Here is a 23,648-nt window from a genome sequence, read left to right as displayed (position 1 = left end):
AACAAAAAAAAATCAGACATTCTCACTATTCAAAACCAGTTACAATTCTCTCTTTCATTTTCTGTATTACTTCACTGCTCAATACTTTTTGACCAGCAGGAAGTTTTAATATGGCAGCGGCACCTTTACTAAGGTATATTTCTTGATCATTATTTTGATTTACTACCAATATTCCTTGCCCTTCAAATTCGAAATAACTAATATCTTTTGTTTCATTTGTATTATTTTTTATTGCTTTATATAATCCATATAAATCTTTACTTTTATTTTCTCCGCCCGTTCGAATCGGTTCAATATCATTCGCAACAATTAGTCCTTCTGGCTGCTCACCCTTCATAATAAACCATAGCTTTTCATTTGTTGGTAATAGTAAATGCTTAAATTCAGAGCTATTTAAAATTTGCTGTGCTGAAATTGTTTCATAGATTGGTAACGAAAATGGAGATGTTGTTATTTTTTCAAAACTTAAATTTTCAGAAGAACTTCCCTTACTATATTGATAATCTTTTAATGCGATCGATTGTACTGATTCACTTTTATTTTTTGATGCATAACTAATTTTACTAGCGAAAATAATAACGGTCATTAAGCACATGCACGGTATCACAAGCTTAAGTAGTTTTCCCATTTATGAACCCCCGCTTTTAATATTATTAGTTTGCATGGATATTATAAACAGTTTCACTCCACCAAAAATTATTATTGTTATGGAACGTACTGAAATTATGATTATAATGATCACCATACCAAGGGTCCATGTACGTTATATAATCTGTTCCATTTGTCCCTTTATAAAATCCATCAAGTACTAGAAAGTGTCCGATGTTAGCTCCATTTTGCCACATAATGAGTGCAATCATCGGCTGATTACTATTAATTTGACTTTTGAACCAATCATACGATTTTGCTCCAGAACTTATAGCTGAGCTAACCCCATATCCGGATAATCCATATTGTATTTCACGTGAAGTTGCAGGATTATTATATGATCCACCCTTAACATACCTAACGTACTGATCTTGTGAAGGAGTTTTCCCAAAATAATTTAAAACTGAAACCGAAGTGCCTGCCCAACACCAATTTGACCTTTCTTGTAATATGTTAGGTACAGATAATTTACGATCTATTGATGTATTTGGAGGATTTCCATTAATATACGCTGACGTTACATATACTTTTTTTCCATCTTTAAAATAATAAAACCAACGATTATCTAAATTTCCTGTCCAATAATCTTTAACCGTTTCACCATACTCCCATCCTTTAAAAGATACTTTTGTATTTCCGGGAATCACATCTACAATATTTGCATTTAAACTTTTTGCCTCTCTAACATTTACATTCAATGGAGCTGTTGTTCCTGAAAATTCAACTTCTTCTGCTATTATTTTCTGAACACCAATAAAACTAAATGTGAAAAACAATAAAAACATACAAACAATAAAATGCTTTCTTTCCTTCATTTCTCCACCCCTTCATCAGTACTAAAAAACATCAACAATTCATCCTTATTAATTGTTCAAGCTTAATATTACATACTAACGAAAAATGACTTCTCATAAAGTGAACCTTTAATCAGTAGTGGTTTTATTCATCCCCCACTGATTATTATTTAAACCAATCGGGCTGCCCGGCAAATAGCTTGATAAATTCCAATACAAAAAAGGAGCCTATAAATTTTTATAGGCTCCTTTTTATTTCGTCGTTATTACTTAGCTAATTCTTTCGTACCCTTCATTACATCAATGAAGAATCCCCAGTTATTCACTACAGAAGAAATACTGATATGTTCATCTGGAGTGTGGACGTTGAAAATGTCTGGTCCGAATGAAATTGCATCTAATTCAGGCATCTTTTGAACGAATGCGCTACACTCAATCCCCGCATGTACAGCGAAGATTTCAATTTCTTTATTGTATTTTTCTTGATGTACTTTTTCAAATAAATTACGAATTTGTGAGTTTGGATTGTATGGCCATTCTGGATACTCTGACTCTATTTCAAATGTAGCACCAACTAATTCAGCAATATATTTGATTTCTTCTGCAACATGTTGTTTTAAACTACTTACAGAACTTCGCACTTCGTTACGTAATTTAATTTCATCTTGCAACGTTTCAATAACGCCTAAATTTGTTGAGCTTTCTACAAGACCTTTAATATCCATGCTCATACTTTGAATGCCATTCGGAATTAAGAATAATGATGAAATAAGCTGCTTTTGTGTCTCTTTAGCAAATACTTTTTCAACTTTTTCATCCAATTTTGTCAGTGTAACATGAACATCTGGATCAACAGCACGCATTTCTTCTTGTAATACACGTGTCCATGATTCTAGTTTTTCTTCTACTTGTCCTACATCTTCTGTACGAATTAAAATTGTAGCTACACTTTCACGCGGAATTGCATTCGTTTTTAATCCGCCGTGAACTTCACTTATGTAAAACTCCGTATGTACTGATAAATCACGTAATACTCGTCCTAATACTTTGTTCGCATTACCGCGTTGTTTATCAATTTCCATACCAGAATGGCCGCCTTTTAGACCACCAACATATAGACGGTATGCATCCATATTCGCTGGCGTTTCATCCCAAATTACTTGAATTGTTTCAACAGCTTTCGCACCACCTGCACTACTTACAAGTAATTTATGATCTTCTTCAGAATCAATATTTATAAATATCTTTCCTTCAAAATGATTTGGATCAATAGCAAAAGCCCCGCCCATTGTCGTTTCTTCTTCAGTAGTGATAACGACTTCAAGTGCTGGATGCGGAATTTCTTTTGAATCTAATAAAGCTAATGCATACGCAACTGCAATACCATTATCAGCACCTAAAGTTGTTTGATTTGCATATAACATGTCCCCAATGATTCGTAATTCAATTGGATCTTTTTCAAAATCATGTACTGTTGCTTGATTTTTTTCGCAAACCATATCCATATGACCTTGAATAATAATAGCTGGTACATTTTCATAACCAGCTGTTGCTTCTTTTTTAATAATGACATTTAATGCTTCATCTTGAATGACTTCTAAGTTACGCTCTTTTGCAAAGCCCACTAAATAATCACTAATTTCCTTTTCATTACCTGATCCTCTAGGAATCTTTGAAATTTCTGCAAAATGAAAAAATACAGGGTGCTTTGTTAATTGTTCTAAAGTAGAATACATTTTTCAAGCTCCTCTCAAAATGAAAAAATAATATGTAAGTCTCATATCATTATACCATGATTCATTATTTTATCTTTCTTTTAACTTTTATTGTTCATTTTATGTACAACACTCTTACAACATTGTAAGGGCGTTGTAATCTACATCGATTTTTCTCATTTAATAATAGTCGTATACTTTTTAAAGAAACACATTAAAGGAGATAAAGAAAATGAAAAAGTTTTTAGCAATTATTACACTATGTTTATTATTTTTTAGTTTTACTATTGGCTGTGAGAGAGCGTCACTAAATAGAATTGGTAAAGATGTATATTACATGCAGATAAAAGGCGAAGGAACTATCGAAAAAGTAGATGGTAGAAACTTACGAAACTATACGCTGCCCGCATATGATGAAGATGGAGCCAAAAAACAAATTACATTTAGAAGTACAAAAAAAGAAAACAATCATAAATTAAATGAAGACGCGTTTTTACGCCTTTATGTAGATCAAGATGATAATAGCAAAAATGAAATATCATCAATTGAAGTAAAGTCTTATGAAGAAATTCAGAAAACAGATTTACCTAATAAAGTAAAAGATAAGTTTACTATTAAATAAAAAAACAAAAGAAAATGCTCTATGCATTTTCTTTTGTTCTTTTCACCTGTATATATTTTGAACTACTATTATTCATCAGTTTCTCTAACCGATTTATATTCTCCGTTAATGCACCTTTCACAAGAGAGAAATCTGTATTGGATTCTTCTTTTTTTTCTTTAAAAAACGAAGACTTTTGCACATTGACTTCAGCCATCTCTTCTCCCCCTTTTCAAAAAGATACAACCTTTTATTTATATTATATAGCAAATGTAAAAAGAGTGTACACTTATGATTTTCTTTTTAATTCTTCTTCTAATTCTTCTACTTGCTGCAACGTATCTCCTTTTATTAAAGAGAAATCTGTTGTATCTTCGTTACCTTCTTTAAAAAAATCATTGTCATAATCTTTTACCACTACAATCACCTCTACATGCTAGTGTAGGAATGATTGTCCAATTTTATTCAACTTTGTCGGATTTTGTTTTTAATTTATGTATAGAAGAAAAGGACAGAAAAAGATTCTGTCCTTATTTACTAAAATAACTATGATGTATTGTTAAATTATATACATTTTCAAAATCCCGATCTTGCAGGTTATTTTTCTTTCCATCAATAACAATGAAAACGTCACTTACTATTTTTGCTGGTATAATCCCGACATTTTCTACTTGCACCGCTTTCTGCTCATTCAATTGCTCGATATGTTCTAACGGAACGATAATACTAAATTGCGAGCGAATACCACGAAAGTTTGTATTTAACTCTTTCGCAGCTTCAAAAACAACAATTTTCGCGCCAATCTTTTCCCCATATGAATCTAAAAATGCATTTAAGCTCTTTGTATATTCCTCTTCCGTATGCCATTCCATCGTACCGAATACTGCTGGATTAACATTTTGAATAATTGTCGTGTATATTTCTCCTCTCGCTTTAGATGCAATTAATGATCGTTTTATTGATTGAACTGTCTTGCCAATATCGCTAAATTTCGCACCCCATATTTCAGAAATATTAGGTGTTAAAATGAACGCAATATCAACAAAAATAGCCATTGCAGTAAACATTAAAAGATTTTTCCAGAGGGTTAAATCAATTCCTTTTATCATGAAATACACGGTGACAGATATGATAAACAAACCATACCAAGTCTTTCTAATACGTTGCTTTTTCTCCTCGTACAACTCCTCATTTTTCCAATAAAAGAAAACAAGGACTACAAAGACAATCGCTAAAACAAATAAGCCAATTCGAATGTTAGAGATCATTAATCACATCACCCTCCATTCAAAAACTACTCACGATATCATTACATGCGCAAGCTGCTCTCTTTATGACAAAAGACGTGGACAAGCTTCTAAAATTAGCTACATCGCATATATATTAGAAAGTACCACGTCTTTTATCCTGTTATTTGTGGGCAGTAAGACCCCCACTGATTAAAATTTCACTTTACCATGAGTCTATATTGTATATGTAGACAAGCATTCATTTCAAATTTTCGTATTAAAAAGAAATATGTTTCGGAATTTCCCCTTCAGGTACTTCTCCATCCATACTTAAATAATAATGACGAATCGGACGTAAGTTTTCGTCTAATTCATAAACAAGCGGAATGCTAGTGGGAATATTTAATGAAACTACACCATCACTTGAAAGGTTGTCTAAATATTTTACTAGCGAGCGAATTGTGTTACCGTGTGATGAAATAATTACTTTGTTACCACTTTTTAATGTCGGCGCAATTTCTGAATGCCAATAAGCAAGTACTCTCTTCTCCGTATCCTCTAAACATTCAGTTAATGGAAATTCACCTTTTTTGAGTGTTTTATATCTTGGATCGGTCGCTTCATATCGAGGATCGTCTTCAGTAAGAGCCGGTGGTCTTACATCAACACTTCTTCTCCAAATATGAACTTGCTCCTCACCATATTTTTGTGCAGTTTCATCTTTATTCAGCCCTTGCAATGCACCATAATGTCTTTCATTTAGCTTCCAAGATTTATGTATTGGAACCCAAGTAAGATCCATCTCATGAAGTACAATCCATAACGTCCGAATTGCGCGTTTTAATACTGATGTATAAGCCACATCAAAAGTATATCCGTTTTTCTTTAATATTGCTCCTGCTTCTCTCGCTTCACTTAATCCATTCTCTGATAGATCAACATCTGTCCATCCAGTAAAGCGATTTTCAAGATTCCATAAGCTTTGTCCGTGACGAATAAGTACAAGTTTTATCATTATAATTCCCCTTTCGGAAATGTGAATTTTATTGTTCCATTGCGTACACGTATAAAGTATCTAGTAATGTATCTTTTTATCCATTCACTCTATGACTAATCGATAGTTGCCAAATGTATGGATAAAATTTGTTCTTTTTCAAACGATAAAAACAGAAGTTTTTTCATTATTTTTGATCGACTGGTATTTCACGTTTCGATATCCAAGCATCAAAACCTGATCGGCTATTTGCCATTTCATTCATAACTTGGTGCCAATTGTCCTCACATGATTCACCAAATTTTGAAAAAATAGCACCCATTTGTTGTCTTTGTACATCACTCAGTTTTTTCTCTAAATCTGTACCTTTTTCTGTTAAAGACAACTGTTTCACACGTCGATCATGCATAGCTTCATTACTCTCAATTAAGCCCTTTTCCACAAGTTGACGTAGCGGTCCGTGGAGCGCTTGTTTACTTATTTCTAATAGTGATAATAACTCATTTACACTTATCCCTGGAAAACGTGCGATAAAAAATAAAATTCGATGATGTACTCGTTGAATGCCATATTCTTTTATAATTTCATCTGGCTTTTCAGTAAATGTTTTATATGCAAAATAAAATAATGCTAATGCCTCATTCATCTGTTCTTCTTTATGTTGTGTCATCTACTTTCCCCCTGTATGTAAATTATACCACAATCTAGTAATGAATATTTTAATCAACGCATTAGAACTTGTTCAGTCTATTGAAACATTCATTGCATAATTAGGAGATGATTCATTTGAAAAAACAATATACTGTAAGTACATATTTATTGGATAGACTACACGACTTAGGAATTGAACATACATTCGGGGTTCCTGGTGATTATAATCTTGCTTTTTAGATGATGTAGTACCACATGAAAATTTAAAGTGGATTGTATTATTAGTATTGGTGTGAAGTTAACTGATACTATTACAGGCGGCTTCACACAAGGTTTTACAAAAGAACAAGTTATAGAAATCCATCCCTACACTGTGAAAATTATAGATAAAAAATACGGTCCAGTTGTAATGCAGGATGTTTTACAACATTTAAGTGATTCAATTGAGCATCGTAATAAAGATACCCTTGACGTTAAGCCATTTATTTTAGAATCATCACCTTTTACTGAAGAGTTCATTCCAAAAGCACAAATGGTCACACAAAAACGTTTTTGGCAGCAAATGTACCATTTCTTACAAGAAAACGACGTCTTAATTGTAGAGCAAGGAACACCTTTCTTTGGTAGTGCTGCTATCCCTCTACCTAATGACACTGCATATGTAGGACAACCGTTATGGGGATCTATCGGCTATACACTGCCTGCTCTACTTGGTACACAGCTCGCCAATTTATCACGGCGCAACATTTTAATTATTGGTGACGGTTCTTTCCAAGTAACTGCCCAAGAGTTATCAACTGTACTACGTCATAATTTAAAACCGATTATATTTTTAATCAATAACAACGGATACACTGTTGAACGTGCCATTCACGGCCAAAACCAACCTTATAATGATATACAAATGTGGGATTACAATAAACTATCAATGGTATTTGGGGCAGAAGAAAAAAGTCTAACATTTAAAGTAGAAAATGAATCAGAATTAGCAGAAGTCTTAACAAATATAACTTTTAATAAGAATCACCTTATCTTTATTGAAGTTATAATGAGCCAAAGCGATCAACCTGAATTGTTAGCTAAACTCGGGAAAAGATTTGGTCAGCAAAATTCTTAATATAAAAGTATAACCTAATTATACAATTGGTAGTGTAAAACTTGTTTTCAGAATAGTTTCGACACTCAAAATACATAAGGAAAAGGATGGAAAGCACCATCCTTTTCTATTTTAAGAGCGTTCTTCGACTAACGCCCCGTGCGACAAGCAAAAATTCTTAATCCATCTTTAACTTTATAGCTTTTGTCGCAATAAATGTTTTAATATGCTTATCTAATATCCTTGTTCCACCAAAATCATCCTCATAAAAACCTGTTATAGCAAAACCAGCTTCAATTTGGCCTTGGATTTGGTCTTCTAAAGTATGCGCATATTCTATTGTTTGATTTGAATCGATGTAATCTTGAACTTCATCCTCTGGTAAATAATCCAATGTTGATGAAGGAATTGAATGTTTAACATCAAGAATACCTTTTTGCTCTTGGTTATCATCAAAAATCCATAGTAACGGATTTGTAAATCCAGCAATAAGAATACCCTTATTCTTTAAAACCCTAGAAACTTCATTCCATACAAGATGAACATCTTTTACAAACAAATAAGCTACGCTTTTTCTTTTTTATTCAGCAAGAGTTAACTGCCAAGATACACCATACTTATCATTTAACCAGCCAAACTTTTTACTAAACGGATAAGAACCTAAAGGCATAAGAATCGCTCCATCCTGCGCTAGTTTATGAAAGACCGTTTCAATTTCTTCTTCTGTCTCACAAGTTACATAAAGAGACATAGCTGGAGTGAATGTAAAATTATGATTTACATAACTATCAATACACATAAACTCTTGGCCATTTAGCGTAAAAGTTGCATGAATTACAGTTCCCTCTTTACCAGGTCCATTTTCATCGTAGCGAGAAATACTTACAATTTCTGATTGATCAAATAGTGACGTATAAAAATTCATTGCTTCCTCAGCTTTGCCCTCAAACATTAAAAACGTAGTAATTTTTTGATTTGCGTTACTCATATGGAGACAGCCCCTTGTTATGTATTTATGTAAAACATACGCCAACAAAACCAAACGTACGTTCCTTTTAATATATTGTCTATAAAAACGATGAGTTTGTCAATTATCTACTTTATTATTTCTTCTTAAATAATGCTGTCCAAAGAAATGATTCTCCAAACATTTCTTTCGGTTGTTTCATTTGTTTCATTCTTCTAATCTCAATTACCTCAAATTCTTTAAATATCTCTCTTAACTTTTCTTCCGAGTATGCAAGACCCCCTTGTAGACTCCACCCTCTATATACGTCCCAATCTGTTATTTCCGATCCATTTCGCTCATCTAAATCACCTGCCGCAAAACATGTTAATCCGAAATAACCACCCGATTTTAATGAGTTTTTAATTAAATCCACATAATTTATTCTTCTATGCGGTGGAATGTGATGCAAACAGCCCGAATCGTATACAAAATCAAATTCGTTTTGAACCTCTAAATTAAAAATTGAATCACAAATAAAATGAATTGCTACCTCTTTTGCCAATGCCCTTTCTTTAGCCCAATTAATGCCTTCTACAGATAAATCCACTGCTGTTACATCAAATCCTTGAGTCGCTAAATAAATGGCATTTCTACCTGGACCACACCCAAGTTCTAATACTTTCCCTTTTGAAACTCTCTCTTTTTGTATATACGAAACTAGGTTCTCATCTGGAACATTTTCAAAAAATGGAACATCCTTTTCTCTATTCTCATAAAATTCATTCCAAAATGGTTCTGCAGGTCTTAATAATGAATCAAGCATTTTTAAAATGTCTTCTTGTGTGTGTAACGTTTCATTTTTCATTAACACCCCTCCATAAATTAATAGTCAGAAAATTATTATATATCTTTTTGAACTTTCAAACAAAGAAAAAACTCCTACATTTTGAAGTGAACCCCGAAAACGGGACACCTATCAAAATACCTAAACCACCTTTCATTTGGTGCGGATGCATCGAATTGGCGTTCCAATCGATGAGGGGCTACTACTGGCTCCGCACCACTGATATATTTCTTTTTCTTTCGACCAACTTTTGAGAGAATCTGATTTTGCCTCATGATTCATAATACTTTTTTATGATTTACACACAGCCCCATTTTCCGAAGAGTTGCGGTCACTCTTCGATATCCATATCGTAATTTATGCCGAAGACAAACATCCTTTATTTTCTCTTCTATCCCTTAGGTCCACTGTTCGTTGTAACTTGTTTAAATTCACCTTAATTCATATCAAGGTTTCTTAACATTCGCATTAATAACTGTATAATATAATTAAACTATTTGTATAAGGGGGACTTATTATGAACTGGAAACAAAAATACAATCCAAGATATCTCTTTTACCGAATGTATAGTTATATTTATAAAGCCCTTGATGATATATCATGCTCCTTAAAATAACGCTTTTGTTCACTTTTTTTGATACATTTACGAAACATTCATGTGTTATCTTCATTAAGTTCTTTTCTTTTTATAATGTCGTGTGAGATATACCAACAGAGGAAGCCCTAGATCCCCTAATCCTAGGGCTTTTTTTATAAGAATTTTATACATTTTATTATTTCCATCAACTTTTCAAATTGTATAAACATAATATGTTTTTTTATGTTGTTATATTTTTTGATGGCCTCTTATCTTTCCTTAAAAGGCTTTTTTTTCAAATAACGCTTTTGTTTAATTTATATTTAAAAAGTTCCTTTTCATAAAGACTTCCCTTATATGCTATACTCATTCTTAAATAATTGTATAAGGAATGTTAAAAATGGATGATAGATCGTCAAGACAATGGAAATTGCGACAAAAGTTAAGAGCACTGAAAACCAAAAACAACAATGACACAAACCCTTTGTTTAGTGAATGCCTTGAATCCCTAGGAAACGAAACTCTCATTTTCTCCCAAGAAAAAAGCCAGCAGATTGCTACTATTTTAATTAATTCATTTCCTATAACTGTCTCGGGAAGAATATATTGGGAACAGATAGATAATCAATTCATAGCTTCGAACAAAGAACAACTAATTTCCCTTATTAGAGCAAACCAACTAGATTTTGACGAACAGATTTTTATAATATGGGATAACTATGAAATCCCTGTAGTAAGTACAAATCTTGATAAAGTATTCCAATCACTAGTTGACGTTGATGCAGTCAGTTTTTATTACTGGCTATTAGACAAAGAATATAGATTCGTAATTGAAATAAATGATGAAGAATTGATTAGGATTGGGTTTCGCTAATACTCTAAGCATATGAAGCTAGTTCCCTTCATTTCTTAATATTTTCTTCGTCACCACCGCTATTATTATCATTATGAAACTAATAGCTAATATAGGTAAATAAATTTTCGTACTGAATCCTTCAAACATAAAACCATATACGACTTGCCCAATTGGTGCCATACATTGAGATACCGCTGTTATAATTGCCATTACTTTTCCTAGATTTTCATTTGGTGTTTTCTTTTGGACTACAGTAATCACATAGATGGATACAATTGTCATAATCATTGCGATTAGAAGAGAAGAAAGTATAAAGAGGATAAATGGTGGATAGTATCCTAAATTAAGAGTAAACGGTGTAACTGATAGTGCCACTGGTATTACTAATAAAGCTATGATAAACATCCAATTATATAATCTTTTCATCTGTAACTTTTTAGCAAAGAAACCGATTGACAATGCCCCTAATATGGTTGCAAAATCAATTAATCCCATTCCAATTCCATACATCATATCGCTACTCTGCATAGTTACTCGTAACATAATAGGTCCTCCGACAACAAATAACGGTGTCAAAATTAAGTTTAGTAAAGCTGCAAGTAACATAGCCTTCAAAATAAAAGGTTGCTTTAAAACATAAAGAAAACCTTCTTTCATATCTTTTACAAGTGTAGGTACGATATGGCCTTCCTGTATTCTTTTTATAAATGGCATTGTAATAAACATTTCTAAAATCGCAGATAAAAAGAAAGCAAGACAACTTGTTATTACGAGCATTTTCAAACCAATTATGCCATACAATATTCCTCCTAATACAGGAGCAACTATATTAGATAATGCTTGCACACCATTTATGATACCGTTTGCTTGTTCTAACTTTTTCTCTGGAACTAATTGCGGAATACTTGCCATAACAACTGGTGCGTACATTGCACTAACGACTGCTAGTAAAAACATAATTGTTCCAATCAATAAAATAGATATCGATTCAGTTAATAACAAAACTATAAAACTTAATACAATAGCAGCGTTTATAAAATCCAAAATGACCATTACATTACGGCGGTTGAAACGATCTGCTATCGCTCCGCCAAGAGGAGCTAACAAAAACGGGATACTCGTTACGGCATATAACCCTGCAAATATATCGGCACGTCCTGTTATATCTAGCACATATAAAGACAGTGCAAAACGTAATAGTGTTGAACCTAAAATAGTAATAATTTGACCACTTACCATTAAGTGAAAATCTTTCAAGGAAGATTGAATACTTGCTGGCATCCTCATCACATCCTTCATTTAGCATAGACCGACTGCCGGTCTATAATACCCAAACAGAAAAAAGCTATTTCTGTTTCATTAAAACCTCGATCATATAATTAAAGGACCCTTCTTTCGCTCCAACAGATACTTCCATCATTTTAATATAAGCCTTAGCTCTTCTCATCATTTCTTCCGTTTTCCACTGGAATAAACCATCATCAAATATGACTTGTGCTGAAGAGAGTAATAATTCAATTGTTTCTTGTGGGTATGGAGTATAAAATATGCCTTCTTCTATTCCTTGCTCTAAAACTTCCGTTAATACAGGAGATAAATGTATAATGGATTGCACTAAACTTTTCTGATGCATTTCTGCATTATTTGGTTGATGGAATTGTTGGATCATTTTTTCTTTTACATCTCCTGATTTTGGTGATTGTTCCATTAAAATTTTAAATAACTTATCTAAAACGGGGATATCGGGATTGGAGACAATCCTTTTCGCCTTAGTGACATCCTCTTTAATAATCCTCATAATGATTTCATCCATTACTTCCTCCTTCGACTTAAAATAATGATAAAACGTCCCCTTTGCTATACCAATTTCTTTTAAAATATCATTCACGGTTGTTTTCGTATAACCTTTCGTAAGAAACAAACGCTCAGCTGTTTCTAAAATTTCCTTTCTACGCTCCTCATACTCCTTTACAATTCGCATTCAAGTTCTCCTTCCCACCAGACCGACTGTCGGTCTATTAAAATTATATGTTTAGTTTGCAAAAAGTTTCCTATTATCGTACATATACAACACCATACTTTCCATTTCCTTTATAAATTTTTATTTTTTAACGTCCGCTCAATTTGTTTAAAACGTATCTCATGTTTCTTATCGTCACCTTTCATTTTAGGAAAAGAACGATGCCCTCCGCTTGATCCTATTTTTCTCGATTCTTTATCCAGACGCACAACACTTTGTAGTTTTTCAGCTCCTTCACCACAAGTCAGCGCATCTCCTTTACATCGATGACTTCAAAAAATGACAATTGATTCATACGATACGGTTCCCCTCCGTTCGATCTATGTACTTATCAATGGAGTATTTTGTTGAGTTCCAATATGTAATATTGCATATTTCGCACTTTTAATTTTTGCACATGCGATAATTTATTTATAAAAATATAAATTATTAATAAGGGTGATTTATATGAGAAAATTCCGAAAGAAGATGATTAAATATTTGCAAACATTTTGGGGATGCTTAACATTTGGTGTATTAATGTTTGCTATCTTCTTAATTACGGATTTAACAGATGCATCTTTAAATACATTAGGTTGGAGAGACTGGCTAGGTTCTGTAGCAGGCGCAACCATTTTATCTGTTGGGATGTTTACTTTAAATAAATTGAATTTAAAATAAACATTCGGTCAATACTGTATGTAGGCTGTATGCCAACATTCATTTAAAGTAGTCTTCTCTGTATCTCCTTGTATTGAGTATTGAGCAGTTAGCTTTTGCTAGCCGCTCTTTTATTTTGTTCCGGTTCTTGCCTCTTAAAGAACTCTTTATCTACTTTCCCCCAATAAGTACACATATCTATTCTCCATTGCTACAAAATGAAATCTTTATTTTGTTTTACGCGTCGCTTTTTCAATCAGCCAAGATACAATATTAAAATCATTAGCTTCCCCTTTAAAGATGTTCCGTTCCAAAAGCATTCTTTCATCACTTCAAGTAATTCTTCAACAGCTTCAATTCATCTCATATTCATTTTCCCTTTCTCCCAAATAACTATTTTGTTTTATTAATTAACTGATTAATAAAACAAACACCTTTATTAAACATTCCATGTTTCTTCACCCCTTGAATATTTTTTAAATAAAAATACATACTATTTTCAAGCCGCCGTGTCCACGGCTAATACCTCTTATCTTTTGTTACAGCAAAAGCAGGTAGGTTCTTCACTTATCTGCTTTCTCTGTATATTTTTTAAGAAATCGAAAATAATACCAACAAGCTGTTTGAACTAGCAGCTTCACTCTTCTCGCAATGGGGATGCAAATTATCACAATTAGCTAACTCATTGAGCTCACTGGCAGACAACCAAAATCGTTGTCTGCTTTTTGTATGAGATTTTTCGTTTTACATATACTACTTTTGAACCTGCAGACCAATACGAGCCATTTTGGTGCTTGGGATTTCCCTTCCGGGGATAAGTATCTTTTACTTATCCCTTTTTTGTATAGACATGTATATTTAGGGTAAAACTAATTACAAGCAGATTTTCTGTTTATGCGTAGTTCTAAACAAGATTACTTTTTCTCCTATTAAAGGACGGCAGGTACGACTGCTAGTCCTTTTTTCTTATTTCGCATATTATCACTACATTACCTTCATCGTCATAAGCAATTTCCCCATAAGGATGGCAGTGGTGCTTCTCGAGTTCCTCATCGATCAAAACTAACAAATTAGTTTTCCAGTTTCCAACAATCGTACACCAATACGAGTTTAATCCTTCATAAACTTCTCTTGTTCTATTTCGATAATTGCAGAATGTGTAATGAAAATACTCGCTCGCTTCAATACCTTTTCTTTTAATCAAAGTGTTCTGCTGAATGATAGTAATATCCTTGCTCTAATGGTTTTGGACTATAAAATTTCCTTTATAAATTTCAAATACGGTGAATGAAATTTTTGTTTTTTCTTGCCATCATCCTTGTTGTATACAAACAAAAAAAGAGCCACAATATTTTGCGACTCTTTTACAATTATAACTATTTAACGACCACGCCTTTGCTGACCTTGCTTTGTACTACCTTTTTTATTACTTGGCTTATTAAATGATCGGTTATTTTCATTTCTAGAACTATTTCTCGAACTATTTCTTGAACCACTTCTTGAGCTATTTCTGGAATCACGTCTTGAATCACTTCTTGAACCTTCGCGGCTATCTCTTTGACGATTTTGACCTGATTTCTTCGGAGCCGGCTTTGGTACCGGTTTTCCATTTTCATCAACATGTTTTATCTTTGGTTGTTCAATTATTTCTCTTTGTATTGGTGCACCAAGCGTTTTTTCAATTTCTTCTAAATGTTTTTCATCTTTCGCTGCAACGAACGTAATTGCAAGACCTGATCCACCTGCACGTCCTGTTCGGCCAATGCGGTGAATATAACTTTCTACATCTTCAGGGATATCAAAGTTAAATACGTGCGTTACACCATCTACATCAAGTCCACGAGCTGCTACATCCGTTGCGATTAAGTACTGAATTTTAGCTTCGCGGAAACTCTTCATAACTCTTTCACGTTTCGCTTGAGGTATATCACCATGAAGTTCAGCACAATTATAACCTAGTCCTTTTAAATTATCATAAAGTTTACTTACTCTAAGTTTTGTACGGCAGAAAATAACAGCTAAAAATGGCTGATCACGATCCATAACAAAACGAAGTGCATCTGGCTTTGCACGGTCTGTCGTCTCAATGACACGCTGCTCAATTGTATCAACTGTTACTTCTTCACTTTGTACTTGAATCATTTGCGGTTCATCCATATAACGCTTCGCCAATTTTTTAATATCTTTTGGCATCGTTGCTGAGAATAACATCGTTTGTTTACTACCTGGTGTCTCATCTAAAATATCTTCAATATCATATAAGAAACCAAAATAAAGCATTTGATCCGCTTCATCTAATACAATTGTTGAAAGATTACTTAAATCAATTGTTTCACGGCGTATATGATCTAATAATCGTCCCGGTGTTGCTACAACAATATGTGTATTACCTTTTAATTTTCTCAACTGTTGCGCAACATCTTGTCCACCATATATCGCTAGTACATTAATATCTTCTCTTTGAACAAGCATTTTTTTAATTTCAGTTGTAATTTGCAGTGCTAGTTCCCTTGTTGGTGCAACAATTAAAGCCTGAACATCACTAGACGCTGGATCGATTTTTTCTAAAATCGGTAACACGAATGCTAACGTTTTACCCGTTCCTGTTTTCGCCTGCCCAATAATATCTTTACCTGACATAATAACAGGAATTGCCTTCTCTTGAATTGGTGTTGCTTCTGTAATTCCATTTTCACGTAATGTATGATTAAAAGTTTCACTAATTCCTAATTCTAAAAAGTTTTTCAAATAGACCACTTCTTTTCCTTATTTTTCACATTAGCTTTCATTGTACCATTTGTTTCGCCAAATATGAAAAATAAAAAAATTCTTATCTTCTTTTTTTATATTCATCGTGTACTAGACGAACAAATTCTTTTTGCTTTTTCTCAGATTTTATTAATGCTTCCATGTTAGTAGAAGACAAAATGAACTTCTTAATTTTGCTATTACATCAAATAACGAACCCATCTTCTCCCCCCTATACTCTTGCTCAAATTATATATATTCTTCTTTACATATATATTTCAATTTTACCGAAATATAATGTTACTGATTTGCTCGAAATCGCAAAATATATGAACTAAAAAACCGATCTTTTCGATTTAGGAAAGACCGGTTTTCATTAGTTTATACAGTAAGCTTTCCTCCATGATAGCAATAATACTCTGCTGCTTTAAAACTTTTAATCCTATTTAAAGACTGTTTCGCTTTTTCTATATCTAAACAAAAATTCGGATTAGCTATTACTAACTCACTATTCTCTTGAACAGCCGCATCTCCCGTAATTACACAATCTAAATTCGGAAAATATAATGAAATATGCCCCGAAGTATGTCCTGGCGTCGCTACTATTTGACATTCATTATTCAAAATCATTTGACCATCATGCACTTTTTCATCGACGGAAATATGTTTTATATTTTTTAACTGTTGTATAAACCATTTACCAAATTCTTTTTCTTCATTTGGCATACGTTCTAACATTTCTTCAGCTTGAACTAACCTCTCTGATTTTATATCACCACTAATATAGTTAGATTCAATTTCACTAGCAATAATATTAATGTGAGGATATTTCACTTTGAAATCATATAAAGCCCCTAGATGATCATCATCATAATGAGTAATAATTATATTTTTTAAGTTTTTCATCTCATATCCATGTTTTAATATTGCATTTTCAATTAAAGGTAAAAAACTTGTATATCCTGTATCGACTAATGTTAATTCATTATGTACTATAATTAAACTTGGATAAACACATTGTTTTTGCCCGTTAAATTCGAATTCAATTGGTAGTTCTATTATTTTCATTTTTCTTCCCCCATACCGCTTATAAAATGCATAATAATAACTAAATCATCCACATACATTTTACAATATATATACTATGTAACGGAACAATGTGAATCATTGTATAATCCACATTATATTATTTTAAACAGGTAATCCCCTATTTTTATGGAAATATATAATTAAGAAAAACAATAAAATTGATTAATCTCTCACTTCTTTGTCCATCCTTTTAAAAAATCTATATTTTGTAAAAGGAGTGTTTATATGGAGAAACAGACACTTTGGAAAAAGTTCAAAAAAAGCTCTGTAAACCTCGGTAAATCTAGCGTATATGAAAGTATTATTTTATTCTACACAATGAAAAAGAAAGAATTACCTACTAAGGCGAAATTCATAATATTAGCCGCTTTATCTTATTACGTATTAACAATCGATTTCATTCCAGATATAGCTGCTATTATTGGGATTGGCTTATTAGATGATGTTTTAGCAATCGCTGTAGCGCATAAATACGTTATGAGACACGCAGATGCTGAAATTCGAGAAAAGAGCAAAGTAAAGATGGAATCATTATTTACTTCAGCACAAGCATAATGAAATTATCTAGTCATTTACCTACCTTTTTACTTTCAAATAAAGCTAACTGTAATTAATGATAGTTCCACCTCACTGAATATTCCCCTTCACCATGAGAGCATAGCAGAATAAATCCCTAAACAAAAGTATTTCTCTTAGCTCTCAAACCGTAAACAAATAAGGCGTCAGCACTTGTTCCTAAGTTCTGACTCCCTTTTATTTGTTCTTATATCTATCTGTTATACAGTTGCATGTGTCCCCTTATACAAAACTGCTATTGCCGCTACTATAAGAATCATACCCATAAAAGCAGGTGCGGCATGACCAAGTGATACATAGATTTGTCCTCCAAGAATAGGACCAATCATTCTTGCTAAAGCTTGAATAGATTGGCTTCCACCTTGAATCCTTCCTTGTTCACTAGAACTGACAGACTTTGAAAGCATCCCGTTGAATGAAGGCCCGAAAATTGAATCCCCAAAACCATACATCAGCATTCCAACGATAAGTAGTGGATAGAGTGAAAGCAAAGCTGATGCCGCAATAAAACTGTATCCTATAATCTCCGAAACCATCCCAAGAATTGCTATTTGTTTATCACTAAGCTTGATTAAAAGCTTTGGCATTATAAAACTTTGTGAAACAATGTCTTGAAAGCCCAAAATTGAAAACATAAGTCCGATTAATGCAGGTTTCCAACTAAAAGTATCCATTGTAAATTGCGTGAAAATTGCTTGTAAAGATCCGTTAGGTATCCAAAGTAAAAACGCTGAGACAAGTAACCATTTTAAATTTTTCATGGAAAGTATGTTTGCTAGCTGTGCAAAAGGATTTAACCTTACAAAAGTAATCTCTTTTAACCTGTTATTTTTGTCAAGACTCTCAGGCATGTATTTCATACCATATAAAACATTTAATAAAGTTATGAACGCTCCAAAGTATAATGGTACAGAATGACCAAACTTTGCAAGTAAGCCCCCAAGAGTTGGTCCAATAATAGTTCCCGCACCTACAACCGCACTCACCCATCCAAAGTATTTCGTTCTCTGCTCTTTTGGAATGATGTCTGCAAAATATGCGAAGATAGTACTTATGCTCCCACCTGTTATACCTTCTATTATCCGTCCAGCAAATAGTACCCATAAAGCTCCTCCTATGCCAAAAACTAAGTACCCGATTGCAGAACCAAATAAGCATATTAAAAGTAATGGACGACGGCCATACTTATCGCTTAAAGCCCCGAGTGCTGGAGCAGCTAAAAACACGCGGGCGGCATATACGGAAGTTAGTAGTGTAACAACTAATGCTTGTTCTTCCGGATTACTTGTATATGGCTGTACTAAGAATGGGACTACAGGCATGATGATACTGAAACCTATACCACAAAGAAATACAGAAATAAGTCCGAATAGTAAAGCATGTTTATCTATGCTTTTTTCAGTTTCCCTTTCATTTTGTGATCTAAATATAGACATTTGACTTCTCTCCTTAAAATATTTTGTTGCTTTGTCAACAAAATAAAATAATAAAAAAGCAGCCTATTCTCATATTAGAGTAAGGCTGCCATTTATTCTTAAAATGTCTTACGATTTAATATGTATACCTTGTTTCTTTATTTCGGCATCCAAATGTCTACTATACTTTTCCACAAAGCTAATTATACTGTTGAATTCTTCTTCAGTTACTTGCTCAAATACAGCTTTATCCCGCTCTTGAAACTCTTTGTGCAGATCTTCATGGATTTTATAAATTTCTTTCCCTTGTTCGGTAAGTCTAAAATAAATTTCTTTCTTATTTTCTGACTTTTGGTAGCTTTCAACAAGGCCTTTTTGTATGAGCTTCTTAGTCATTCTACTTATAGCACCGCGAGTCACATAAAAAGCCTCTGCGAGTTGTGTCACGTTAGAATCTGCATTGTTTTCAATATATTCAATACAGTGGACTTCAGAAGACTTAAACCCTTTAAGACCTTCTTCCATCTTATCTTTATTAAGCCAAACCAGCTTATTATATAATTCCCTGAAACCGTTCATGACCTGTTCTTCTTTATTCATGACCTGCCCTCCTCACCGCTCATTAGCACATTAAGACTATTATATTAAATTTCTGCTTACGTTTCGACAATATTGAAATAATTATTGTAACATTAAAGATATGTGCAAAAATTGGCGCTTAAATAATACAATTAATTAAACGGAAAATTCTGCAAGTTTATTACTACTTACAGTAAACGGTAGACAAAAAGTAAGAGCTAAAATTATTTCTCTTAGCTCTTCTTTCATAAAACTATTTTACTTCATTAGCAACAAAAAAGTGCTCACATACACTCGATATGCGCTGTAAGTCCACGTTCCCACCAGATATAACTGCTACTACCTTTTTTCCTTTTGTATAGCTATCAACTTTTCCTGCAAGAAGTGCAGCAGTTGCTAACGCACCTGCACCTTCTACAACAGCTTTCCCACGTTGTAATAAATCTTTCATCGCTACTTCCAGCTCTTTTTCTGATACAGTTACAATATCATCTACTAATTCTTTTACAATTTCAAATGTTAATTCGCCTGGTATTTTAACTGCACAACCATCTGCAATAGTAGGCGCCTCATAATGTTCTACGATTGCGCCTTTATCGTAAGATGCCTTCATTCCGTGAACATTATCTGCTTGGACACCAATTATATTAATGGATGGATTAAAAGATTTCAATGCTACAGAAATACCAGAAATAATTCCGCCTCCACCTATTGGTACAATGACAGTATCTACATCCCACATATCATCAAGAATATCTAATCCAATTGTACCTTGACCAGCCATTACCTCTACATCATCATATGGATGTAAGTATGTTTCACCTGTTTCCCTTATAATTTCTTCACATTTTGCCTTTGCATCATCAAAGGTTTCACCATGTAAAATTACTTCAGATCCATATCCTTTAGTTGCTTCAACTTTCGCCTGCGGTGCAGAAATTGGCATAACAATTTTACTCTTAATACCGAGTAAATGAGCAGATAATGCAACTCCTTGTGCATGATTACCTGCTGAACATGCAATTACACCTCTTTCTTTTTCTTGATCCGTGAGCCGCGACATTTTATTAAATGCGCCACGAAATTTAAAAGAACCCGTTAATTGCATATTTTCTAATTTCAAATGAATTTCTCCGCCCGTTTTACTAGTCAAGTAAAAAGATTTTACTAATGGCGTTTTACGAGCATTTCTATCTAGAATTTTGTGAGCTTTTTTAATATCGTCTATATGTAATGGTAGTTTTCTAGTTATCATACTTACACCTCTTCCAATGTTCTATTCCTAAGTTTTCGTAAGTCTTAGCTCCTTTATACGAAAAGAAAAAGTCTTTATATATGTACCCCACTCTAAAATAAACACATTTGCAAACAATTTAACATCCTCTTCATATCGCGTTCTTTATAATGATTTAAACATGCAATTTGAATCCAATTATTCTTTTGCAAATAAGATGACTCATAATGAACAATGTATCCTTGTAATGCTAACGCATCGCCTACTACTTTAGAAGAATGATCTTCGCTCAATACAATAGTAAGTATAATTGGCGCGGCATGTTCTTTAGGTGAAACAAGCTTTAACCCCATATCAGTAATAACTTCTTCAACATAATCGTATGTCTCTTTAATTTTTACAAATGCCTTTTCATCTTCAAATCTCTTCAACGCTTCTTGCAATGCGTAAATTAAATTCCATGATTGTGAGTATGGAATGCTTTCATTTTCTTCATACATGCCAATGTCCATATAGGCCGGCACAGCCTCGTTTATTTTTACAATGTGGTTATGAAAAACGAAAGAAATTCCGGTATATGATTTAATCGCTTTACCGCTAACACCACTTGCAAAATACACATCTTTCAGGTCTAATGGTATTGCTCCAATTGAACTTATACAATCTACACATAGTTTCATTTGATTCTCGTTACAAAGAGTATTTAACTCGTCTAAATCGTTTAACATTCCAGTAGATGTTTCATGATGAACAAACCAAAGCCATTCATAATTTCCAGTTGTTATTATTTCTTCTAATTCGTTATAAATAAACGGTTCTCCCATTTCTTTTTTATACGTATCAAAATGTAACCAAGCTCGTTTTGCATGTCCAACTAATCTATTTCCAAATTCTCCATTTGTTAATATTAGTCCTTTCCCTTTTAAAGAACGTAACTGTAAAGCAATCGCATCATTTGCTAACGTCCCTGTTCCTAACATAAGCTGTACATGTTTTGCTTTTGTCATGTGAAGTAACCGTTTTTTCGCATTGTCCATTGTCACTTGAAATGACTTAGATCGATGCGAAATAGGCCGCGTAGAAAATGCCTTTCGAACATTCTCTTCAATATCTACTGGACCAGGTAAAAACGTATATTCTTTCGTCATAATCCCCCCAACACTCGACTCTTCAAACATAGCAGGAGTAACATACATTGGCTGGAAGGTTGCTTCTTCTGTACCAACTAACGTATGGAAAGATTTGAATCCCATTTGCTTATATAAAGCTAGTTCACGTGTTGTTGCAGAAATGAGTGCTAATTCATATCCGTTTAGAAGCAAATAACGATGTAGAAAACGAATTAATCCTAACAACGCTCTTCCATTTCTATATTCACGTTCTACTGAAAGTAAACGAATTTCATACACTTTTTCTCCATGCTCTTGCAAATAAACATCTAAATTTGAGATTTTATAATCTAACGAGAATGGTCGTTTTCCCCGCACTGCGACCATACCTACTAATCTATCCTCATCTAAACAAATTAAATATGTATTTTCTTTATGAAACCGATCTATACGAAACCGGTCTTTCGTTTCTTCATGTTGTGGTATCTCTTCCACAAAAGTTTTATAATTTAATTTATGTATACTTTCAAATTCCCAATCTTGATCAGCAACTTTATAAATTAACCCCATGCCTTATCTCCTTTATCTATTTAATAAAAAATGATAAGTGGAGATTATCTCCACTTATTAAACATTCATTTTATTCTCGATTTACATATAGAATAAGTACAATAATCATTCCACTTAATATAGTGGTAACAATAGAATAAGAATAAAGAATCATACAAATTGGTAAACAAGCAATCGTAATTAGTCCTGGCTTCGTAAACCCTTTAAATATTAAATAAAATACAATAAAAATGCCTAAGAGGGTAAGCGCTATCAAATAATCAAATGCGATTAGTCCTCCTATAAATGTTGAAATACCTTTACCGCCCTTGCCTTTAAATAAAACTGGGTAAATATGTCCAATAATAACGGCCAATAATGTTAACATTACGAATGTAGGATCTTTAAAAAGAGATTTTGCTACAGCAACAACTATTGCCCCTTTAATCGCATCACCTAAAAATGTAGCGATGAAATACCCTTTTCCATATACGCGCCCCATATTTCTTGCGCCAGGATTTCCGCTTCCTTCATCCCTAATATCAACGTTATGTCTCAATTTTGTTACTATATAAGCGGTCAATATGTTTCCAATTAAATAAGAAGCCACCAAATATAAAAACTGCATACTATTAATCATGTAATCATTCACTTTCTACATGGGAATACATATACAATATTCAATTACTACGTATATTGTACGTTTTTAACATACATCCCTTTATACATTTTAACA

At 33.2% G+C, this 23,648-nt stretch carries 23 protein-coding genes and 3 pseudogenes; 5 read left to right on the top strand and 21 right to left on the bottom strand.

The window, feature by feature from the left end; all coding sequences use genetic code 11:
- Nucleotides 1-25 precede the first annotated feature (25 nt).
- The 3 genes from CGQ22_RS08630 to pepD all read right to left on the bottom strand — a co-directional run bounded on the left by CGQ22_RS08630 (nt 26) and on the right by pepD (nt 3,178).
- Nucleotides 26-628: a hypothetical protein gene (locus CGQ22_RS08630; protein ID WP_000517278.1), complete on the bottom strand. Its 603-nt coding sequence runs from the start codon at nt 626-628 to the stop codon at nt 26-28.
- Between the two features lie 25 nt (nt 629-653).
- Nucleotides 654-1,463, bottom strand: a complete 810-nt coding sequence (locus CGQ22_RS08625) for a papain-like cysteine protease family protein (protein WP_000664545.1) — start codon at nt 1,461-1,463, stop codon at nt 654-656.
- A 245-nt stretch (nt 1,464-1,708) separates the two neighbouring features.
- The gene (pepD, locus tag CGQ22_RS08620; protein ID WP_000287516.1) at nt 1,709-3,178 is read right to left on the bottom strand and encodes a beta-Ala-His dipeptidase; all 1,470 of its coding nucleotides are present in this window, start codon (nt 3,176-3,178) and stop codon (nt 1,709-1,711) included.
- 211 nt (nt 3,179-3,389) lie between these two features.
- Here pepD and CGQ22_RS08615 point away from each other — a divergent pair, with 211 nt between their 5' ends.
- Nucleotides 3,390-3,779 (top strand): YxeA family protein, encoded by a 390-nt coding sequence (locus CGQ22_RS08615; RefSeq protein WP_000713861.1) that lies wholly within the window; start codon nt 3,390-3,392, stop codon nt 3,777-3,779.
- Between the two features lie 19 nt (nt 3,780-3,798).
- On the opposite strand, the gene spoIISB is transcribed toward CGQ22_RS08615, so the two are convergent.
- From spoIISB to CGQ22_RS08585, 5 genes are all read right to left on the bottom strand, one after another.
- A complete protein-coding gene (gene spoIISB, locus CGQ22_RS08610) occupies nt 3,799-3,975 on the bottom strand; it encodes a stage II sporulation protein SB (protein WP_000852629.1) in 177 nt (58 codons plus the stop codon).
- A 72-nt stretch (nt 3,976-4,047) separates the two neighbouring features.
- Entirely contained in the window at nt 4,048-4,176 is a 129-nt protein-coding gene (locus tag CGQ22_RS08605; protein WP_000237819.1) for a hypothetical protein, read from the bottom strand.
- Between the two features lie 112 nt (nt 4,177-4,288).
- Nucleotides 4,289-5,026, bottom strand: coding sequence for a type II toxin-antitoxin system SpoIISA family toxin (locus CGQ22_RS08600; RefSeq protein ID WP_000624975.1), 738 nt, complete (start codon nt 5,024-5,026; stop codon nt 4,289-4,291).
- 238 nt (nt 5,027-5,264) lie between these two features.
- A complete protein-coding gene (gene gpmA, locus CGQ22_RS08590) occupies nt 5,265-6,002 on the bottom strand; it encodes a 2,3-diphosphoglycerate-dependent phosphoglycerate mutase (protein ID WP_000594152.1) in 738 nt (245 codons plus the stop codon).
- A gap of 166 nt (nt 6,003-6,168) precedes the next feature.
- Nucleotides 6,169-6,651 (bottom strand): MarR family winged helix-turn-helix transcriptional regulator, encoded by a 483-nt coding sequence (locus CGQ22_RS08585; RefSeq protein WP_000191888.1) that lies wholly within the window; start codon nt 6,649-6,651, stop codon nt 6,169-6,171.
- 252 nt (nt 6,652-6,903) lie between these two features.
- Between CGQ22_RS08585 and CGQ22_RS08575 the strand changes: the two are divergent.
- Nucleotides 6,904-7,749: pseudogene (locus CGQ22_RS08575) on the top strand (thiamine pyrophosphate-dependent enzyme); the annotation flags it as partial.
- 157 nt (nt 7,750-7,906) lie between these two features.
- Here CGQ22_RS08575 and CGQ22_RS08570 read toward each other — a convergent pair.
- From CGQ22_RS08570 to CGQ22_RS08555, 4 genes and pseudogenes are all read right to left on the bottom strand, one after another.
- Nucleotides 7,907-8,296 (bottom strand): annotated as a pseudogene (locus tag CGQ22_RS08570) (SAM-dependent methyltransferase); the annotation flags it as partial.
- 12 nt (nt 8,297-8,308) lie between these two features.
- Nucleotides 8,309-8,716, bottom strand: coding sequence for a VOC family protein (locus CGQ22_RS08565; RefSeq protein ID WP_000063589.1), 408 nt, complete (start codon nt 8,714-8,716; stop codon nt 8,309-8,311).
- A 115-nt stretch (nt 8,717-8,831) separates the two neighbouring features.
- Nucleotides 8,832-9,542, bottom strand: a complete 711-nt coding sequence (locus tag CGQ22_RS08560; protein WP_000787493.1) for a class I SAM-dependent methyltransferase — start codon at nt 9,540-9,542, stop codon at nt 8,832-8,834.
- A gap of 122 nt (nt 9,543-9,664) precedes the next feature.
- A pseudogene (locus CGQ22_RS08555) lies at nt 9,665-9,916 on the bottom strand (IS3 family transposase); the annotation flags it as partial.
- A 582-nt stretch (nt 9,917-10,498) separates the two neighbouring features.
- On the opposite strand from CGQ22_RS08555, the gene CGQ22_RS08550 reads away from it, so the two are divergent.
- Complete coding sequence (locus CGQ22_RS08550) at nt 10,499-10,972, top strand: CDI toxin immunity protein (RefSeq protein WP_131251300.1); 474 nt, start codon at nt 10,499-10,501, stop codon at nt 10,970-10,972.
- 18 nt (nt 10,973-10,990) lie between these two features.
- Here the strand turns inward: CGQ22_RS08550 and CGQ22_RS08545 are convergent, their stop codons facing one another.
- Together CGQ22_RS08545 and CGQ22_RS08540 are read right to left on the bottom strand one after the other, a co-directional pair.
- Nucleotides 10,991-12,235 carry an MFS transporter gene (locus tag CGQ22_RS08545; protein ID WP_001111726.1) on the bottom strand — a complete coding sequence of 415 codons (1,245 nt, stop codon included), beginning with the start codon at nt 12,233-12,235 and terminating at the stop codon, nt 10,991-10,993.
- A 64-nt stretch (nt 12,236-12,299) separates the two neighbouring features.
- Nucleotides 12,300-12,935, bottom strand: a complete 636-nt coding sequence (locus CGQ22_RS08540; protein WP_001223583.1) for a TetR/AcrR family transcriptional regulator — start codon at nt 12,933-12,935, stop codon at nt 12,300-12,302.
- A gap of 486 nt (nt 12,936-13,421) precedes the next feature.
- On the opposite strand from CGQ22_RS08540, the gene CGQ22_RS08535 reads away from it, so the two are divergent.
- On the top strand, nt 13,422-13,634 hold the full coding sequence (locus CGQ22_RS08535; RefSeq protein ID WP_089148558.1) for a hypothetical protein: 213 nt from the start codon (nt 13,422-13,424) through the stop codon (nt 13,632-13,634).
- Between the two features lie 1,359 nt (nt 13,635-14,993).
- Here the strand turns inward: CGQ22_RS08535 and CGQ22_RS08525 are convergent.
- Together CGQ22_RS08525 and CGQ22_RS08515 are read right to left on the bottom strand one after the other, a co-directional pair.
- On the bottom strand, nt 14,994-16,370 hold the full coding sequence (locus tag CGQ22_RS08525) for a DEAD/DEAH box helicase (RefSeq protein ID WP_002164013.1): 1,377 nt from the start codon (nt 16,368-16,370) through the stop codon (nt 14,994-14,996).
- Nucleotides 16,371-16,742: 372 nt separating this feature from the next.
- Nucleotides 16,743-17,429, bottom strand: coding sequence for an MBL fold metallo-hydrolase (locus CGQ22_RS08515; protein WP_000691173.1), 687 nt, complete (start codon nt 17,427-17,429; stop codon nt 16,743-16,745).
- A gap of 246 nt (nt 17,430-17,675) precedes the next feature.
- Here CGQ22_RS08515 and CGQ22_RS08510 point away from each other — a divergent pair, with 246 nt between their 5' ends.
- Nucleotides 17,676-18,005, top strand: coding sequence for a YkvA family protein (locus CGQ22_RS08510; protein ID WP_000415089.1), 330 nt, complete (start codon nt 17,676-17,678; stop codon nt 18,003-18,005).
- Between the two features lie 221 nt (nt 18,006-18,226).
- On the opposite strand, the gene CGQ22_RS08505 is transcribed toward CGQ22_RS08510, so the two are convergent.
- From CGQ22_RS08505 to plsY, 5 genes are all read right to left on the bottom strand, one after another.
- Entirely contained in the window at nt 18,227-19,462 is a 1,236-nt protein-coding gene (locus tag CGQ22_RS08505; protein WP_089148557.1) for an MFS transporter, read from the bottom strand.
- A 108-nt stretch (nt 19,463-19,570) separates the two neighbouring features.
- Nucleotides 19,571-20,041: a MarR family transcriptional regulator gene (locus tag CGQ22_RS08500; protein ID WP_001030902.1), complete on the bottom strand. Its 471-nt coding sequence runs from the start codon at nt 20,039-20,041 to the stop codon at nt 19,571-19,573.
- A 232-nt stretch (nt 20,042-20,273) separates the two neighbouring features.
- Entirely contained in the window at nt 20,274-21,275 is a 1,002-nt protein-coding gene (tdcB, locus tag CGQ22_RS08495) for a bifunctional threonine ammonia-lyase/L-serine ammonia-lyase TdcB (RefSeq protein WP_000632956.1), read from the bottom strand.
- A gap of 92 nt (nt 21,276-21,367) precedes the next feature.
- Entirely contained in the window at nt 21,368-22,933 is a 1,566-nt protein-coding gene (locus CGQ22_RS08490; RefSeq protein WP_000523053.1) for an aminotransferase class V-fold PLP-dependent enzyme, read from the bottom strand.
- Nucleotides 22,934-23,003: 70 nt separating this feature from the next.
- On the bottom strand, nt 23,004-23,552 hold the full coding sequence (gene plsY, locus CGQ22_RS08485; protein ID WP_000610866.1) for a glycerol-3-phosphate 1-O-acyltransferase PlsY: 549 nt from the start codon (nt 23,550-23,552) through the stop codon (nt 23,004-23,006).
- Between the last annotated feature and the right edge of the window lie 96 nt (nt 23,553-23,648).

It is taken from the genome of Bacillus sp. M13(2017), assembly GCF_002218325.1.
Classification (GTDB): Bacteria; Bacillota; Bacilli; order Bacillales; family Bacillaceae_G; genus Bacillus_A; species Bacillus_A thuringiensis_K.
Note: the sequence above shows the minus strand (reverse complement) of the source record. Positions and strands in the feature narration are given on the sequence as shown.